Source organism: Paracoccus chinensis, from assembly GCF_900102885.1.
In the GTDB taxonomy this organism is placed as follows: domain Bacteria; phylum Pseudomonadota; class Alphaproteobacteria; order Rhodobacterales; family Rhodobacteraceae; genus Paracoccus; species Paracoccus chinensis.
Genome location: NZ_FNGE01000022.1, coordinates 17534 through 33342 on the forward strand (window position 1 = coordinate 17534; position 15809 = coordinate 33342).

General features: G+C 66.4%; 16 protein-coding genes, 1 tRNA gene and 1 rRNA gene. 10 read left to right on the top strand and 8 right to left on the bottom strand.

Features of this window, described 5'->3' with window-relative positions:
* The first annotated feature begins 138 nt into the window (after positions 1 to 138).
* The 4 genes from BLQ03_RS15380 (at position 139) to BLQ03_RS15395 (ending at position 3268) form a co-directional block, all read left to right on the top strand.
* A complete protein-coding gene (locus BLQ03_RS15380; RefSeq protein WP_090757212.1) occupies positions 139 to 1149 on the top strand; it encodes a LysR substrate-binding domain-containing protein in 1011 nt (336 codons plus the stop codon).
* Positions 1109 to 1717: a dimethylsulfonioproprionate lyase family protein gene (locus tag BLQ03_RS15385; RefSeq protein WP_090757213.1), complete on the top strand. Its 609-nt coding sequence runs from the start codon at positions 1109 to 1111 to the stop codon at positions 1715 to 1717. The genes BLQ03_RS15380 and BLQ03_RS15385 overlap by 41 nt, the downstream gene beginning before the upstream one ends.
* Positions 1714 to 2502: a pyrroline-5-carboxylate reductase family protein gene (locus tag BLQ03_RS15390; protein ID WP_090757214.1), complete on the top strand. Its 789-nt coding sequence runs from the start codon at positions 1714 to 1716 to the stop codon at positions 2500 to 2502. Before BLQ03_RS15385 ends, BLQ03_RS15390 begins: the two co-directional genes overlap by 4 nt.
* Before the next feature lie 319 nt (positions 2503 to 2821).
* Entirely contained in the window at positions 2822 to 3268 is a 447-nt protein-coding gene (locus BLQ03_RS15395) for an OB-fold nucleic acid binding domain-containing protein (protein WP_245688959.1), read from the top strand.
* 816 nt (positions 3269 to 4084) lie between these two features.
* Here the strand turns inward: BLQ03_RS15395 and BLQ03_RS15400 are convergent.
* The 3 genes from BLQ03_RS15400 to BLQ03_RS15410 form a co-directional block, all read right to left on the bottom strand.
* Positions 4085 to 4492 carry a hypothetical protein gene (locus tag BLQ03_RS15400; RefSeq protein ID WP_090757215.1) on the bottom strand — a complete coding sequence of 136 codons (408 nt, stop codon included), beginning with the start codon at positions 4490 to 4492 and terminating at the stop codon, positions 4085 to 4087.
* A gap of 56 nt (positions 4493 to 4548) precedes the next feature.
* The gene (locus tag BLQ03_RS15405) at positions 4549 to 4899 is read right to left on the bottom strand and encodes a hypothetical protein (protein WP_090757216.1); all 351 of its coding nucleotides are present in this window, start codon (positions 4897 to 4899) and stop codon (positions 4549 to 4551) included.
* A 135-nt stretch (positions 4900 to 5034) separates the two neighbouring features.
* Positions 5035 to 5262 (bottom strand): hypothetical protein, encoded by a 228-nt coding sequence (locus BLQ03_RS15410; RefSeq protein ID WP_090757217.1) that lies wholly within the window; start codon positions 5260 to 5262, stop codon positions 5035 to 5037.
* 40 nt (positions 5263 to 5302) lie between these two features.
* Between BLQ03_RS15410 and BLQ03_RS18685 the strand changes: the two genes are divergently transcribed.
* Entirely contained in the window at positions 5303 to 5869 is a 567-nt protein-coding gene (locus BLQ03_RS18685) for a hypothetical protein (protein ID WP_217629779.1), read from the top strand.
* A gap of 509 nt (positions 5870 to 6378) precedes the next feature.
* Here the strand turns inward: BLQ03_RS18685 and BLQ03_RS15420 are convergent.
* On the bottom strand, positions 6379 to 6747 hold the full coding sequence (locus BLQ03_RS15420) for a plasmid mobilization protein (protein ID WP_217629780.1): 369 nt from the start codon (positions 6745 to 6747) through the stop codon (positions 6379 to 6381).
* Positions 6748 to 7061: 314 nt separating this feature from the next.
* Between BLQ03_RS15420 and BLQ03_RS18060 the strand changes: the two genes are divergently transcribed.
* Positions 7062 to 8000, top strand: a complete 939-nt coding sequence (locus BLQ03_RS18060; protein ID WP_139166772.1) for a hypothetical protein — start codon at positions 7062 to 7064, stop codon at positions 7998 to 8000.
* Between the two features lie 148 nt (positions 8001 to 8148).
* Here BLQ03_RS18060 and BLQ03_RS15425 read toward each other — a convergent pair whose 3' ends face one another.
* Both BLQ03_RS15425 and BLQ03_RS15430 read right to left on the bottom strand, forming a co-directional pair.
* Complete coding sequence (locus tag BLQ03_RS15425) at positions 8149 to 9021, bottom strand: alpha/beta fold hydrolase (RefSeq protein ID WP_090757220.1); 873 nt, start codon at positions 9019 to 9021, stop codon at positions 8149 to 8151.
* A gap of 109 nt (positions 9022 to 9130) precedes the next feature.
* A complete protein-coding gene (locus BLQ03_RS15430) occupies positions 9131 to 9325 on the bottom strand; it encodes a ribbon-helix-helix protein, CopG family (protein WP_090757221.1) in 195 nt (64 codons plus the stop codon).
* Between the two features lie 112 nt (positions 9326 to 9437).
* Between BLQ03_RS15430 and BLQ03_RS15435 the strand changes: the two genes are divergently transcribed.
* The 4 genes from BLQ03_RS15435 to BLQ03_RS15450 all read left to right on the top strand — a co-directional run bounded on the left by BLQ03_RS15435 (position 9438) and on the right by BLQ03_RS15450 (position 15568).
* Positions 9438 to 9953 carry a hypothetical protein gene (locus BLQ03_RS15435; RefSeq protein ID WP_090757222.1) on the top strand — a complete coding sequence of 172 codons (516 nt, stop codon included), beginning with the start codon at positions 9438 to 9440 and terminating at the stop codon, positions 9951 to 9953.
* A gap of 158 nt (positions 9954 to 10111) precedes the next feature.
* Positions 10112 to 11059 (top strand): GIY-YIG nuclease family protein, encoded by a 948-nt coding sequence (locus BLQ03_RS15440; protein ID WP_090757223.1) that lies wholly within the window; start codon positions 10112 to 10114, stop codon positions 11057 to 11059.
* Between the two features lie 132 nt (positions 11060 to 11191).
* On the top strand, positions 11192 to 13318 hold the full coding sequence (locus BLQ03_RS15445; protein ID WP_090757224.1) for an AAA family ATPase: 2127 nt from the start codon (positions 11192 to 11194) through the stop codon (positions 13316 to 13318).
* Between the two features lie 564 nt (positions 13319 to 13882).
* A complete protein-coding gene (locus BLQ03_RS15450) occupies positions 13883 to 15568 on the top strand; it encodes a recombinase family protein (RefSeq protein ID WP_090757226.1) in 1686 nt (561 codons plus the stop codon).
* Here the strand turns inward: BLQ03_RS15450 and BLQ03_RS15455 are convergent.
* Both BLQ03_RS15455 and rrf read right to left on the bottom strand, forming a co-directional pair.
* Positions 15525 to 15601: transfer RNA gene (locus tag BLQ03_RS15455), tRNA-Met, on the bottom strand. The genes BLQ03_RS15450 and BLQ03_RS15455 overlap by 44 nt on opposite strands.
* A gap of 91 nt (positions 15602 to 15692) precedes the next feature.
* Positions 15693 to 15807, bottom strand: a 5S ribosomal RNA gene (gene rrf / locus BLQ03_RS15460).
* Between the last annotated feature and the right edge of the window lie 2 nt (positions 15808 to 15809).

Below are 15809 nucleotides of genomic sequence, written 5' to 3' on the forward strand. Positions count from 1 at the left end.
TCTGGCCAAGGCGGGACGGTTGTGCGCCATCCTAGGGGCCAGAAGCGGGCTTCCCTCAACTGCAATAATGATCCTTGATGACATGATCGGAAGTTATGGCAAGGCGGCGAATCGCCGCAGCGGGAGAAAGCCGGGATCATGTCGGGATTGCGCCGCAGGCTGCCGCCGCTGACCGCGCTGGTGACCTTCGAGTCCGCGGCGCGGCTGCGCAGCTTCACCCGCGCCGCGGCCGAGCTTGGGGTGACGCAGGCTGCCGTCAGTCGCCAGATCCACCTGCTGGAGGACATGCTGGGTTTCCCGGTCTTCCGCCGCCTGCACCGCCGCATCGAGTTGACGGAAAAGGGGCAGACGCTTGCGAACGCGGCCAGCACCGCGCTGACGCTGGTGGCCGATGCCATCGCCGAGGTCAGCGAAAGCTCGGCGCAGGACGAACTGGTGATCTCGGCCTCGGTAGGCTTCTCGCATTTCTGGCTGCTGCCTCGCATCTCGCGCTTCACCCGCGAGCACCCCGGCATCAAGCTGCGCATCATCGCGCAGGACGAGTTCGTGGACCTCGGCCGTGGTGAGGTGGATGTTACAATTCGTTATGGAAACGGCCTCTGGCCCGACGGCCGCTCGATCCTGCTGTTCCGCGACGAGGTGTATCCGATCTGCAGCCCCGACTACCTGCATGCGCACGGGCCCATCGACGACTTGGACCAGCTCGTCCGGCATTCGCTGATCATGCACCAGTCCTACGACCCCGTGTGGACCGGGTGGGAGGCCTGGCTGTCGGCCTTCGGCGCCGAGATGCCCAAGCGCGGCGCGCAGATGGTCTGCAGTTCCTTTACCGATTCCATCTATGCGGCGCTGGCGGGCCAGGGGATCTCGCTGGGCTGGGCGCGGCTGATCCCGGACCTGATCGAGCAGCGGCGGCTCGTGCGCCTGACGCCCCATGTCGCCCAAACCAGCGACGGCTATCACGTTGTCCTGCCGCACAAGGGCAAGCCCAAGCAGGTGACGGAACTGTTCCTGGCTTGGCTGTCCGGCATGGCGCGCGAGGCCGAGGCCGGATGGGCGGGCGCGGCAGCAGTCTCTGGTGTGATGCATGAGCGTGGAGGAGAGGACGATGACGAACACCCGCAGCCCGGAACTGCAGCGGCTCCTTGACGTGACCCTTGAGGTCCTGACCCGGCGCGCGCCGGGAGAGGAGGCCCGCGCCTCGCTGCGCCGGATCGCCGCTGCCGCCGGACGGGTCGAGCCGCAGCGCGAGGCTCCGGGCAGCCGCCAGCCCGTCTGCGAGCACCTCGGCCTGATGCTGGACTCGCTCTCGGCCCACCCCGACCTCGGCCCCCTGGCGCAGGCCTTTCGCGCGGTCGAGCCGGCGCTGGATTGGCGGCCCCGAGGCACTAACGAGACGGCCAGCGCAAACTTCCCGACCTCGCATGCGAATGCCGTCTTCGTCGGCCCGGGCGGGATCGAGCGGCGCAACGACATCTGGATTGGTGTGTCGCTTCTGGCGCCGCATGTGCGCTATCCCGACCACGACCACGCGCCCGAGGAAACCTACCTCGTCCTTTCCAACGGCGAGTTCCGGCAAGAGGACGGGGACTGGTTCTCGCCCGGTGTCGGCGGGTCCTTCTACAACACGCCGGGCATCCAGCACGCGATGCGATCCGGCGATACGCCGCTGCTGGCGCTCTGGGCCTTGTGGAACGACCGCGCGGTTGCGGCGTGAGGGTCGGCATCATTGGAGCCACCGGCTGGCTTGGTTCGGCGCTGGGCGGGCAGCTTCTTGCGCGAGGGATGCTCGGGCCGGCCGAGCTGGTGCTGCTGAACCGCAGCGGTCCCGGGACGGACTACCACGGCCATGCGGATGTGACATGGGCGCGGGACGTGGACGAGCTGGTCGCCTGCAGCGATATCGTGGTGGTCTCGGTCCGGCCTCAGGACTGGCCAGCGCTGAAGCTGATGGTGCCCGGCCAATTGGTGGTGTCCTTCATGGCCGGCACAAGGCTTGCCCGGCTTGCTGGCTGCCGGGGAAGAATCGTGAGGGCGATGCCGAATGCGGCAGCTGAGATCGGCCGATCCTACTCCCCCTGGATCGCTGGTTCGGGTGTGACCGACGCGGATCGGGCGGCAGTCCGATGGCTGCTGTCGGCGATCGGCAGCGAAGACGAGCTGCAAGAGGAAAGCCATCTCGACCTGATGACCGCCGTGCCCGGTTCGGGCACCGCCTATCCGGCGCTCCTTGCCACGGCGCTGGCCGACTTCCTGCGGGCCAACGGCATTGCAGAGGCTGTCGCTTGGCGTGCGGCCGAAGCCGTGATCTGCGACGCGCCCCAGGTTCTGGCCGGGCGGATCAGCCAGGCGCCCGAAATAATCGAGGCTTATCTTGCCTATGAAGGCACCACGGCTGCAGGCATCAATGCAGCGCGATCTGCAGGTTTCGTCTCGGGACTTCAAGCCGCTTTGAAAGCGGCCGTCATAAAGGCCCACCACATGGATGGTGCTGAGCCCTGAAACCGGATCGCTCGAGGCTGGAGTTCTCCGGCTGGAATAGGAGCGGAAGCGTATCCTCCGGCCGCAGCGGGCAGCATCCCGAACGGATCATGCAAGGGTTCGGTGGCATTCCGCAGATTAATGCACACGCCGGGTATGACCACCCATTGCGCCCGACCGGCTCTGACCCGGCATCCAGCTGGAGACTTGGCCTCCCTTCAACCTATGCGCTGCAGCCGCAGGTCGTCGAGGACTACGCCCGCTCTCCTTGCGCGACCACCCCGGGGCCTTCCTGCGCGGGGACCTCCGCCGGCGCGGGATCGTCCTTTGCACTGATGCCATGCAGTCCCGCAACGGCCGCTGGCTCGAGGCCGCCGGGATCGTCCTCGTCCGCCAGTGCCCGGGCTCGGCCAAGGGCGTCATCTTCCTCACCCTCGAGGACGAGACCGGCATCGCCAATCTCGTGGTCTGGACCAGGGTCTTCGAGGCCCATCGCCGCATCATCCTTGCCGCCCCCATGATCGCGGTGAAGGCCCGCGTCCAGCGCGAGGGCGAGGTCGTGCATCTCGTGATCTACAGGATCACCGATCTGTCACGGGAGCTGGCCAGCGTGGGGATGCGCGAGGGGAGCTTTCCCCTGCCCCACGGCCGCGGCGACGAGTTCCACCATGGCTTGTCCGGACCCGATCCCCGTGGTCGTCAGCCCGCCGGACCACGCCCCCGCGACATGTATGTCCGCGACCTGCATCTCGACACGATCCGGGTGAAGCCGCGGGACTTCCGGTGAAGGGAAGCAAACAACATCCGCGATGACCATCCCACGCCCGGTTGCTCCCGGCTCTCCGACCCATGCTTGAACGGTTCCAGGACGCCTTGCGCAGGCCGCGACGGCCTTCCGATATCCCGGTTTCCCGCCCCGAGCCAATGCGGCAGCGCACTGCCTCTTGGCAGCCGGATACCCGGCAGCCGGGATCATTGGCGGTTCCGCAGCAGATTGGATGGCAGTTTCGCATGGATCAGGCCTCGGTCGATTGCACCTGAGGAAACTCTAGCGGCGGCTCGTGAAAACCGAAACCGAGGCGCTGATCGCCAATGTGGATAACCTGCCATCCTTCCGGCCCGCCGCCTTGGCGTAACAGGCCCCGTAACACATTCGTTACGCTAAAATCTTTCATTTACAATGCTGTAAAAGCGTAACGCCCGTAACGCCGGAGAAGAAAATCATATGCCCGCGTATGCGCGTATGTGTGTGCGCGCGTATGCGTGTGTGCGTGTGTGCGTGTATGTATGTATATGTGTTACGTTGTTACGTATTAAATTATTTTCATCCTTATTCAATAACTTGGATGTATCAGGCGGCGTAACGCAAGCGTAACGGGTGTTACGGGGTTGACAGGTGACCGTGCCATCACGGGATCCGCCTCCCCAATTCCAGGTTGCGAAATGAAATAGGTGCGTCCACCTTTATCCAACCAACTGAATTGTTGAGACTTCATTGTCAGGAATTTCTCGCCATCCATGCAGATGACGATCTGTCCGGAGCCTCTTCAGGACCGGATATGGCCTACTGCTCTGTAGGCACACTGCCACTCGGCCGGGCTGCTCACATGCCCAGTCGCATCCCGTCATCGTCCTGGCAGATCTCGGTCTCGTCGGGCAGGGTGGGGTCATCGACAGGGTCATCGGTAGACGGCGACGGGACCACTTCGTCCGCGGCCTCTCTCACCCACGCGCTGCCGCCCATGTCGCCAGACTGTCGGATCATCGGATGAGCGGCGAAGGCCGTTCCGGCCGACGGGAACTCCTGCAACTCTCCGCCGGGGAGGGGTTCGAAGCCAAGGTCCCGCACAAGGGCAGCGATCAGGGTCAGCAATCGTCTCTGCTGGGCCGGAGCAAGCGGAGTCACGTCCTGGAGCACGATCCTGTCCCGCAGCAAATCCAGGCGGATCACGCGGGACTCGTAACGCAGACCGCCGGGGATGATCCGGAGCCGGGCCTGGGGGATCGGCATGGCGTTCCGGAAGCGTTCCCCGGCCCGCAGCAGAACGATCAGGCGCGGCGCATTGCCTAGTCCCGGAGTAGGTCGAGGAACTCCTCCATGCGTCCCTGCAACTTGTCCCTGCCCCGCTCCTGGTAGTCGAGGCGCTGCCCCAGCGCTCTCACTTGGCTGGACAGACCGTTCAGACCTGCTTCCTGCGCCTGCAGTCGCGGGCCAATAGCCTGGAGATGTTCCGTCGTGGTCTCCAGCCCTGTGGCGATCCTCTCCATCACCGCGGAGAGCGCCTCGATCTGCCCTTCCACGGCCCGATCCGAGTTCTGCAGGAGCGCCAGCATGGCCGTCAGCAGCGGCTCGAGATGCCGCATCGCGAGCACCAGGTCCTCCGCCAGTTCTTCGGGGCTTGCTTGTCCAGTCGTCATCCAGTTTCTCCAGTCGGGTTGCAGTCTGCTCCAGACGGGCCAAGCGTCCGGGAGGCACAGCTCCGGCCACGGCTGCCCGGACCCGCAGCGGCTTCAGGCGGGCCGCGAGCGGCACGAGAACGGCGGCCAGCCGGCTCAGGCGCGCGGCGAGGCCGGCAGGGCCAGATAGGCGGCGAGCGAGTCCGACAAGCTGATGATCCCGCTCTCTTGGGAGCGGAGCTGCGCCTCCAACTCGTCGTTCCGTGCCTCCAGGGTGCGCATCCTTTCCTCCAATGACGCGAGCCGCTCCATCTGCGCGCGTTCGATCCTGTCCAGCAGGTCGAGGATGTGACGGTCCATCGGGCTGGGGTTGGGCAGGGACATGCAGGCTCTCCTGATATGTGTCGGCCAGAGGGAGGGCGAGATGATGGCGCGCCGGGATCAGCCGGCGGGTGGCCGCAGGATCAGCAGCCGCCCATGCGGCAAGATCAAGCTCTTCACGCTGCCATGCCTCCTGCCCATAACGTGCCACGTTGTAGTCCGCCCGGCGGCGCCATGCTTCGCGAAATCGCGCCGGGGCTTCCTTCAGCTCGGCGGCCCGCGCCGCCCTCTCGGCTGGGGTCGGCGGCGAGAGGACGAAGCCCTTGTCAAAGAGCGGCCCTCGCAGCCGCAAGCGCTCCGCAAGCGGCGCGCCCGGGCTCCTCCCGATCGTGATTGCGCCGCGCTGCTGATGGAGGATCGCGAGTCCTTTCGCTTCAAGCAGGGGCGCAAGATACCCCTCGGCCTCCTCGCTGGTCCGGATCTCCCCGGCCATGACCGCGGCCTCAAGGGCTTCGATCAGTGCCATCCGCGCATCGGGATCGGGCTCCAACCCCGCGCGGCGCATCTCGGCGGCGCGCTTGCTCATGATGTCGGGCGGGGTGAAGATGCGCCGACGCGCAGGGTCCAGGGGATCCGCCCAGCCGTGGCGGGCATTCACCAGGTCCTGTAACGCCATCCACGCCCTCAGTGACCGCTCCGCGTCGCCGGGTGGATGCGGATTGTGGCTCCTCAGCCGCCCATCGGCACGGACCACCGCGCGCGGCAGCACCACGTTGACTTCCAGGCGACCGGTATGCGTGTGGGTCGTGACGTAGCGCGCGGGCCGCGACCGCTCGGGAATACCGGCCCAAGCCAGAGCGAAAACCAGTTGCAGGGTCAGGTCCACCTGCCCTCTCAGCACCGGATCTCCAGCATTGAAAGCGGCGCAATCCACGTCCCCTGCGGCGAAGGACAGGACGAAGCTCGTGTATTTCCGCTCGAATGGCAGGATCGACAGCACCTGGCGCAACGTATCGTCACGACCGCAGAGAACCTCGGGCCGGGGATCGCGCAGAACCGGCTCTCGCACCCCGCCAATCTCCTTCATGACGACCGGGGCATCCATGTAGCGCGTCAGCGGCAGGTAGCGGTCGGCGCCGCGCCGCGCGCTGTCATTGTCGTGATAGGAGGCGAAGGAGATCAGCACTCGACGTCTTCCTCGGCATCGTTCGTGTCTGCCCTACCCCCGGCACTCTGCCGCAGCGATAATTCGACACCGCGGAGCGCCAGCAACAGCCCTGCCACGTCCTGCGTGGACAACGGCGCGGCCATGACCTGCCAGGCGATCTCCTCCAGCCGGGCCTCGATCCCGGCCAGGAGCCGCACGACGTGCTCCCGGTCTCCGCGCCGGACCAGCCGGGTCTGCCGTGTGCAGGCCAGGATATAGTCGTTGATGCTGAGCCCGGCCTCCCGTGCCGCGGCGGTGATGGCGGCCCGCTCGGCCGTGGTCACGTTCAGCACCTGCCATTTGGACCGCTTTTCTTCCGGCGATTTCCTTGGCCGTGGCATCCGCCCCCCTGTCTGACGCAGCATTCAGCACCGCCAGGGGTTTATCGCCCTACCCGGTGAAAATCCCAACTGCACTCGACAGGTTTTGTGGATACCAGCGGGGGAGACTTGCTCAGGAGCCTACCACGGAGGCGAAGCAGGGCCCCGCACGGGACACCGAGCCGGGTCCTGTGAAAGCCCGATAGCCAAGCCTTCCCGATCACCAGCCGCCTGTCCTGCTCGGAAGGTTGTCCACAATGGTCTGCTCTGGCTGACCTGAATTTTTCAGGACGACGGACTATGATCATCCGGGCCACGTTCGCACCAGGATGTCCATGCCTCGCCTGCCCGCCCGATCCAAGACCATCGCTCGGCCGGTGCTGAGCGAGTCCGACCATGCCGCCCGGGGACGGCGCCTCACCGATCGCAAGGCAGCGGAATACCGGCGCACCCGTGACCGTCAGGCGGCCCGTGGCGAGGTCGAGTTCTCCACTTGGGTCCCGGAAGCACATGCCGCACTGATCCGCACAATAGTGATGGAGATCTGTCGAGCACATCAGGCCGGCTGGACCTCATCGCCGATCCTCTCGTGGGAGCTGGCGGAGGCGATGCCCGCCAGCCAGTCTGAACCGTCGCAAACCGATACGCCCCCGGGGCACGAGACGTGCGGAGAGGGTGCCGACGATCCCGCAGCTTGGCGCGGCATGGGACTGACACTCCGACGGCGTGCGCAGGCACGACGTGCGCGGGACCGCAAGCGCGCCGCAGGTCTCACGCGGATCCGCCTGATCGTGCCGCAAGCTCTCAAGCCTGACGTATCCAAGATGGTCGGCGAAATCCGCGCTGGTCTGGAGGAGGGTCTTCTGCCTAGGCTGAGTGCCGCCCCTACTGTCGAGCAGATCTCCAACCCCAGGCATGCCGGAGAGACGACTGAGGTCCCAGCGCCCGGGCGGCCATCCGGGGCGAACCTCGAACGCAAAGCAGAGGCGGAAAGTCGGGACATTCCGGAACCCGCAGCAGCGCGTTCTCTCGGTCTTGCCCACCCGCCGAGTGACGCGAAGCCGGCTTCAGCAGGTCGCAACTGGCCGCCTCCGCCATCTGGTAGCCCCGAGGCGCAGAAGTGGCTCCACGACCTGTTTGACCGCCATGGCGCAGCCGACCTGTCGAGCGGCGACCAACAGCAGGCCTCCACCCTCTTCGACGACGTCCAGGCACTCAATCGGCTGCCGAGCCTCTTCGCGGCAGACCCAGAGGTGAGAGAGCGTGACAGGTGAGGTCTGGGCTGACATCCATATCGGGCGATCATATCGATGCCAGGAGATCAGGTCCCTCTGAGCTACCCGCTGATCTGGGCAGGTTATCTGCAAGGCCGGTCAGCGCAGGCGCTGCCAAGCAGGGCAGTAGCGAAGAGCGCATGTGGGCTCACCGCAGACTCCTCTGGTTTAGGAGCTCCAGCATGGCGGCGGCAATCTGCCCTGCGCCTTGTGGATCGAGATGAAAGTGATGATCGCCCGGGAGTTCCAGGCGCTCGTAATCCGAAAGCAGGGTCTCGGCCCGGCGCACCATCTCGGCAAGCTTGGGGCGAAAGGGCAGGATGCCTGCGGACGCCCAGATGTTCAGCACCGGGCATCGGATCGCCCGCAGCACGTCCTCGACCTCGGCCTGTGTCAGCTTCACCGCAGAGCTGGCTAACAGCCGCGGATCGCCGCGCATCCGGAACCCATCCGGCGTATCCTCGAGGGCGCGGTCCGCAAGCATCTCCGCCGTTTGCCGGGTGTTGCCCTGCCTGACGCGGCGGCTGATGTAGCCCTCCCGCTCGGCAAATAGCCTGGCTGGCCGCTCGGCCTGGCTGCGCGTCTGCTGAAGGAACGCCCGCAAGGTCGTGACCACCGTTGCATCGGTTGGCTCGGGCACGAGGGAGTCCAGCGCCACAATGGCGCGGACCCGGTCCGGCAGGGCGGCCGCCAGCAGGGCCGAGATGTTGGCGCCCCGGGAGTGGCCGAGCAAAACGCAATCCTGCCAACCGAGCTGATCCATCAGGCCGACTAGCTGCGGAAGGTCATCCCAGATGTTGTATGTGGCATGAGCGGCACGATGGCCGCTGTGCCCCTGTCCGCTCAGATCCAGCGCGACCACCTGGCATCCGTGGAGACGTGGCGCGAGCACCTGGAAGCCCCCGGCGTGGTCCATCCAGCCATGGAGTGCCAAGATCGGCGTTCCATCTTCCGAACCCCAGCTGAGACCGGACAAAGGAAGATCATCAACTACCCAGTATCGTTCTTGAGGGGTCGTCATGCCGCGCTTTCGCACCTGGCTACTTCTTTGTGCTCTTCTGTAAGCAAACCCGCACTCCAACCACTACGGTCCGCCTATCCCAAAAACCTGGGTATCTTGCCTGACGGACTCATTCGCCTGTGGCAGGTGGCTTGGTCAGTTCCAGCCATTGCACCAAGGCGCGCCGGATCATCTCGGGGCGGGTTGGCAGATCCTTCTCGAAGCGACGTCGGTCGTCGATGGCCTCGATCAGTTCACGTGAAAGGCGCAGATTTATCGATTCTGTATCAACACGCGGACGACCGATCTTACTTTTCTTCATCATGACCGGATCTGCAGTTGACTTATGTGTTTTATGGTGCCATAAATAGCGAGCCAAGGCAAGAGCGCCAACTCTCGCCAAGGCTCTAACCCTGCCACTCTGTCTGGAGAATGACATGGCTAATCTGATCTCTAACACACGCTGCGGCGCGGTTGAAGCATCGACGCTTCCGCCCCCGCCCCTCTCGATTGCCTTCGCCGCTCTGCTCGCCGCCTTGGACACGCACATCCAGTGCGAGCGCGAACTTGACGAAGTCGACCTGTGGGATCCCGCCTATCGCGCCTGGCTGGACGATGCGGAGACGGCCGAGCTGCGGCTTTACGAGGTGCTCGCCCACATCACCAGCAGCCGCCCGGCTTCCCTGGACGATGCGCCGCTCTGGCGCATGGCGCTGCTGATCGCGACCCTGGTCCGGGAAGGCACGGCGTCCGCGTTCCGCCGCTACGCCGCGACCGAAGCGGAGATCCTGATGCACCTGCGGGTGCCGGGGGAGAGCCCGGCGGCGCTGCGGGTGCGCAGCCAGATCGCGGCGGCACGCAGGCGCATCGCCGACATGGCCGGGCTCACGCTCTATCGCCAGGATGGCGATGTCGAGGGCGCGTGCCCGGATCTCTGCGCCGCGGCTGCCTGACCCCACCCACGGCATCTCCTGACAGCACCGGCTGACCGCCCCGGCATTGTCCGGGTCCGGTCCTGCCCTGCCTCAACGCTCCCACCTCTGCGGGCTTCCCGCGCCTGCGCGGCTGCCGGGTGCTGTCGTCCCATCACCTGCACATAGGAGGACATTCCATGTCCCACCTCGACCTCGACGCCGTGCTCGCCGTCAGCAACCAGCATGCGTATCCCGTCTACCCCGCCGCCATTCCGGACGCCTGGCAGGAGATTGCGGCAGAGAAAGGCTATGACATCGTCGGCCGCGTGCGCGATCGTTATCACCTCGTGCTACGCCACGAGGACTGCGGCGCCGAGATGATCTCCAGGGTCTTCGTGCTGCGGACCAGCGAGCCGGCCTGCCCGACTTGTCTCGACACCCGCCGTCGTGCGCTCTGCGCGGCCGCCGGCGTCAGCTACCTGGGGCGGGGCGACCATAGCAATTATTTTCGCATCCTCCTGCCCTGCGGCCACGAGACCAGCCGTCAGCAGGAGCTGCTCGAGCGCGTCCGGCAAGGCAAGACAGCGATCCGCTGCGAGACGTGCCACGCCGAGCGCCTCGCGGCCGAGGCTCGGGCCCGCGGCTGGGAGCTGATCGGCCCTGACCCCCAGGGGGATCAGAGCTACCGGCTCTATCGACATGGCTGCGGGCACGTCCAGCGCGTGGCGGTCGGCAACATGATGACGGGCAGGTTTGCCTGCGGCTGCTGTTCGGACGGCTGGACCACGGCCGAGAGCAACATCTATGCAATGCGCTTCGTGCTGAAGAACGGCCGCGACGTGATCAAGGCAGGCTATTCCCGGGACCCGCAGTCGAGGTTGCGGCATCAACTGATCACCGACCCCGACCAATATGCCCGTCTGATCCGCACCGTCGCCATTCCCAGTGGCCACCTCGCGATCCGGCTGGAGAAGGAGCTGCACGCAACCCTGCGGCGGGAGCGTCCGGACGCCGTTCTCCACCGAAGCGAGTTTGCCGGCGAGGTGCGGGTGGTCTCCGAGATCTATTGTGCGTCGATCGAGCCGGAGATCATGCGCCTGCTCGACGGGATCGAGATGCGCGTGAAGGCGCTCGTCAGGCACTAGGCGAAGTTGGCCCGGCGCGCCGCGCGGCGTCTTGCCCGGCGCAACAGGCGCAGAAGGCAGCACAGGCGCGCACTCTGACCGCGACGCCCTCAACTCACCTTTCCTGTCTCGATACCACCACGGGAGGTCCTCATGACCGACACTCACCCTTCTGATCCTGCCGCCGTTGCGGATTGGCGCAGCTATGCCGCCGAGATCCGCGCAACCCTTCTGGCCAAGGAGGCGGACCGGGCGATCGGCAACGCCCCCCACTCCGATCCCAACGTGTCCGCCTCGCGCGGCGGGCTGTCCGATGAGCCGGCAATGGCCCCTGCCCTGACCGCCCGCCAGTCGCTGCTGGCCCTTGGCCTTGCCGCCACGCTCGGCAGCCGCGCGGCGCTGGCCGCAGAGCTGGAGCGCGGCGCCATCCTCATCCTGACCGGCGTCAGGTCCGAGCTCGTGATCGACCTCGCCCGCCTGCTGCCGGCGGCGCTGCCCCCGGGCTTCTTTGTCGCAAAGAGCGATCATGATCGGCTCCGCGCAGGCGCCGTCACCTTGGTCAGGAGCGAGCAGCCTGGCTGGCTCACTTACGCACAGCTGCGAGTGGAGCTAACCGCGGCCCTGGCGTCTCCCGCGCCCATCATCATCTTTCTGCCCGACGATCTCGAGGCCCGGGAGATCCTCGGGGAGACAGAGGCGCGGATCCTTCCATTCCGGCTTCTCGAACGGGAGATCGTCGCCGAGTTCCTGGCACAGGCGTATCCGGGCACCGATGCGACCGCACTACGGCCCCTGCTCCCGCCGGACGCACGGCTGGCGGAGATCCCGCTGCTGGGCCTGATGCTCGCTCTACGCTGCGACAGCGCCGAGGCGGCGGCGGCGCTGCTGACGCGCGGCGGCTGGCCGGCAGAGACGGAGACGGAGACTGCAAACGAGCGCCGAGGGAGGGCGCCGTCACCCGCTGCCCGCTCCGAGCCGGAAGGCATCTCCTTGGCCGAACTTGCAGGCCTGGGCGAAGCGCGCGAGATCGCGCTCGGCATCGTCGACGATCTGCGTGCTTGGGCTGCCGGCACACTGGACTGGCGCGACGTCCATCGAGGACTGCTGATCGCCGGGCCACCCGGCACCGGCAAGACGGAGTTGGCCCGCGCGATAGGGAGAGAACGCGGAATTCACTTGGAAAGCGCCAGCTATGCGCAGTGGCAGGCCGCCGGACATCTCGGGGACATGCTCAAGACCATGCGCGGCAGCTTCTACAAAGCCGCAAAGCACGCCCCGAGCATCATCTACATCGACGAAATCGATGCCTTCGGCTCGCGCACCAGTCGCCAATCCTCCAGCAACAAGTCCTATGAACAGAAGGTCATCACGGGGTTCCTCGAGTTGCTCGACGGGATCGCGGGTCGCGCAGGCGTGGTGGTCATCGGCGCGTGCAACGATGCCGAGCAACTGGACCCCGCGATCCGTCGCGCGGGGCGCTTCGACCAGCTCGTCCATGTGAACCACCCCGATGCGGCGGCCCTGGCCGTCATCCTGCGCCAGCACCTGGGCGAGGCCCTGCCGGAGGCGGACCTCGTCACGCTCGGGCAGATGGCCCTCGGCCGCACCGGAGCGGACTGCGCCGCTGCCGTGCGCGCGGCACGGGCCAAGGCTCGGCGCGCCCGGCGCCCGCTCGCGGAGCGGGATCTCCGCGAGACCCTCGCTCCCGATCACGGGGCGCTGCCCGCCCCCATGCGGCAGCGCGCGGCGCTGCACGAGGCCGGGCACGCGGTTGTCACCGCCGCGCTCGGGTTGGGGATCGTCCGGGCGCTGCGGATCGGACCCGAGGGCGGCGAGACCCTGTCCCGCTGGCACCCGACCGACCTCACCCGGGCCGAGGCGCACCGGCAATGCATCGCCCATCTCGGGGGCCGGGCAGCGGAGCTGCTGATGCTCGGAGACGCCAGTGGCGGGGCCGGCGGCGACCTTCAAGCCGATCTTGCCCGCGCCACACAACTTCTGCTCGCCTGCGAGGTGAGCCTCGGCCTCGGGGATCATGGCCATCTCTCCATCGGCGCGCTGCCGGACCCGCGGCTGATCCTGTCTCTGCCGCCGGCCACGCGGGCCCGGCTCCAGCGCCGGCTCGATCGCGCCATGGAGGACGCCCAGGAGATCCTCTGCCGGCACCACCAGCTGCTGGATGATCTCGGCCGCGAGCTGGAATCCACGGGCTTCCTCGGCGAGGAGGCGCTCGCCGCGCGGCTGGCACCCCTGGCCGATGCGCACGCATCAGCCGCCTGAGGCGTATGGCGTGGACCGTGGGCGCATCCTCCCTGGGGATGCGTCTTTCTTTTTCACAACCGGCCTTGCGACGCACAAGGCGTATCTCGGCAGTGGAGTGGCCGTGGCGGGAGCGGGATACCGGCTCGCACGCGGCCGCAATGCCCCGTGGGCCGGGGTTATCCACAATGAACCGCGCGAATGCCCAGTTTCACGCCGGATTTCGGCCCAGCCGGCCCCTCTCTCCTTTCCGCCTGACCTATACTGATCCCGAGGGCAGAACAGCGATGTTCCCACAAGAGCAGCAGCAAGGATCAGCCGCCGGAGGACCGCTCCGCGCGGACCGGAAAGGCATGTCAGGTGGCAAAGAGGCGCAACAGCAGGGCGGATGGGAAGCAGGAATCGGTTGATGGCCGGCCTGCAGCCTCTGCCGCCCCTGCCACCTTCGCCCCGGACGCCTGCGCACTGATTGCCCTGGTCCAGGCGCTCGCCAGGGATGCGGCCCGCGCGGACCATGCCGCAGAACGGGAGCCCCTCTGAGACCGAACGCCGCCCAATGCTGCGTCCTGAGTTGGAGAACCATCCATGACCCTTCGCGCTGCCATCTATGCCCGCTATTCCAGCGATCTGCAGAGCATCTCGTCGATCGAGGACCAGGTCCGGCTCTGCCGCGAGCGGGCTCGGCACGAGGGTTGGCAGATCGTCGCAACCTATGAGGATGCCGCGATCTCTGGCGCCTCGTTCATGCGCCCCGGGATCATGCGCCTGCAGCAGGATGCCCGCGAGGGCCGCTTCGACATCGTCATCACCGAGGCGCTGGACCGGCTATCGCGCAACCAGGCCCATATTGCCACCCACTACCAGAACCTGAGCTTCGCCGGCGTGGCCGTGGAGACGCTCTCCGAGGGCTCGGTCAACGAGATGCATATCGGGCTGAAGGGAACGATGAACGCCATGTTGCTGCGAGATCTCGCGGCGAAGACCCGGCGGGGTCTGCAGGGCCGGGTCTTGCAGGGCAAGTCGGGCGGCGGCATTGCCTACGGCTATACCGTGCGGCGGAGCGTCGGGGACGATGGTGAGATCGAGTTCGGTGACCGGGAGATCAACCAGACGGAGGCCGCGATCATCCGCCGGATCTTCCGCAGCTATGCCGAAGGTCTTTCACCCAACAAGATTGCCGACCTGCTGAGCCGCGAGGGCATTCCGGGTCCGCGCGGCCCCGCTTGGGACAAGTCGACCATCCACGGCAATCCGAAGCGCGGCACCGGCATCCTGAACAACGAGCTCTACATCGGCCGGCAGGTCTGGAATCGGCAGAGCTATTTAACGAATCCGGAAACCGGCAAGCGCCGGTCGCGCCCGAACCCGCGCGCCGAGTGGACCGTCAGCGACGTGCCGAAGTTGCGGATCATAGACCAGGACCTTTGGGACAAGGTGAAGACCCGCCAGGACGAGCGCAAGATCGGGCACACGGACGCTCAGGCCTGGCAGAAGCGCAAACCGAAGTTCCTGCTGACCGGGCTGATGAAGTGTGGCTGTTGCGGGGGCGGCTTCTCGACCATTGCCAAGGACCGCTTTGGGTGCTCGAACTCCCGCAACAAGGGCACCTCGGTCTGCGCCAACCGCACCGGCATCAGCCGGCAAGACCTGGAGGGTCGTATCCTGACGCTCCTATCCGAGCGGCTGATGGATCCCGACTTGGTGAAGGCCTTTGCCGCGGAATACATAGCCGAGCGCAACCGCCTGGCCATTAACCATGTCGATGACCGCGCCACGAAGCAGAAGGAATTAGCCAAGGTCATCAGAGACCAGGATGTCCTTGTGAACGCCATCCTCGCCGGCACCCCGGCCGAGCGGATCAAGGACCGGATGGCGCAACTCGAGCGGCGGCAGAAGCAGCTGGAGACGGACTTGGCCGCGACCCCTGCCCCGGCATCGCCGACCTGGCTGCATCCGCGAATCGCCGACACATATCACGAGCGCATCCGGCGCTTGATCTCGGGCCTGACAGAGCCGGAGACGGAGAGCGAGGCCCGCGAGACGATTCGCGGGTTGATCGACCGGATCGTCATCACGCCCGAGCCGACGGGCGGCAAGCGCATGCGGCCGCGGGTCGAGCTCCACGGCAGCCTTGCCGCCATCCTGCGGCTGAGCCTGGGGGTGGACCAGGTAAGCGGAACGCAAAAAACCTCCCTGTTACGGGAGGTTGAGGAAAGTGCAGAATTTCTGGTTGCGGGGGCAGGATTTGAACCTGCGGCCTTCAGGTTATGAGCCTGACGAGCTACCGGGCTGCTCTACCCCGCGTCCGTGCTGCGTTTGTGCAGCGGGTTCCCCGCGGGTTTTTGGGTGCGGGGGGTGGTGCGATCGTTTCAGAGAGATGTGCGTTTCTTTCCAGGTCTGGCGGTGACCTACTCTCCCACGTCTTGAGACGCAGTACCATTGGCGCGACGGCGCTTAACGGCCGAGTTCGGGATGGGATCGGGTGTTTCGCTCGTGCTATGGCCACCAGACC

What these genes read in the sequence shown, in the direction of transcription:
- BLQ03_RS15385 (WP_090757213.1), top strand. Translation starts at nt 1,109, where the DNA reads ATGACGAACACCCGCAGCCCGGAACTGCAGCGGCTCCTTGACGTGACC.
- BLQ03_RS18685 (WP_217629779.1), top strand. Translation starts at nt 5,303, where the DNA reads ATGATGGCGCGCCGGGATCAGCCGGCGGGTGGCCGCAGGATCAGCAGC.
- BLQ03_RS15445 (WP_090757224.1), top strand. Translation starts at nt 11,192, where the DNA reads ATGACCGACACTCACCCTTCTGATCCTGCCGCCGTTGCGGATTGGCGC.
- BLQ03_RS15425 (WP_090757220.1), bottom strand. Translation starts at nt 9,021, where the DNA reads ATGACGACCCCTCAAGAACGATACTGGGTAGTTGATGATCTTCCTTTG.
- BLQ03_RS15395 (WP_245688959.1), top strand. Translation starts at nt 2,822, where the DNA reads ATGCAGTCCCGCAACGGCCGCTGGCTCGAGGCCGCCGGGATCGTCCTC.
- BLQ03_RS15410 (WP_090757217.1), bottom strand. Translation starts at nt 5,262, where the DNA reads ATGTCCCTGCCCAACCCCAGCCCGATGGACCGTCACATCCTCGACCTG.
- BLQ03_RS15435 (WP_090757222.1), top strand. Translation starts at nt 9,438, where the DNA reads ATGGCTAATCTGATCTCTAACACACGCTGCGGCGCGGTTGAAGCATCG.
- BLQ03_RS18060 (WP_139166772.1), top strand. Translation starts at nt 7,062, where the DNA reads ATGCCTCGCCTGCCCGCCCGATCCAAGACCATCGCTCGGCCGGTGCTG.
- BLQ03_RS15405 (WP_090757216.1), bottom strand. Translation starts at nt 4,899, where the DNA reads ATGACGACTGGACAAGCAAGCCCCGAAGAACTGGCGGAGGACCTGGTG.
- BLQ03_RS15450 (WP_090757226.1), top strand. Translation starts at nt 13,883, where the DNA reads ATGACCCTTCGCGCTGCCATCTATGCCCGCTATTCCAGCGATCTGCAG.
- BLQ03_RS15430 (WP_090757221.1), bottom strand. Translation starts at nt 9,325, where the DNA reads ATGATGAAGAAAAGTAAGATCGGTCGTCCGCGTGTTGATACAGAATCG.
- BLQ03_RS15400 (WP_090757215.1), bottom strand. Translation starts at nt 4,492, where the DNA reads ATGCCGATCCCCCAGGCCCGGCTCCGGATCATCCCCGGCGGTCTGCGT.
- BLQ03_RS15420 (WP_217629780.1), bottom strand. Translation starts at nt 6,747, where the DNA reads ATGCCACGGCCAAGGAAATCGCCGGAAGAAAAGCGGTCCAAATGGCAG.
- BLQ03_RS15380 (WP_090757212.1), top strand. Translation starts at nt 139, where the DNA reads ATGTCGGGATTGCGCCGCAGGCTGCCGCCGCTGACCGCGCTGGTGACC.
- BLQ03_RS15440 (WP_090757223.1), top strand. Translation starts at nt 10,112, where the DNA reads ATGTCCCACCTCGACCTCGACGCCGTGCTCGCCGTCAGCAACCAGCAT.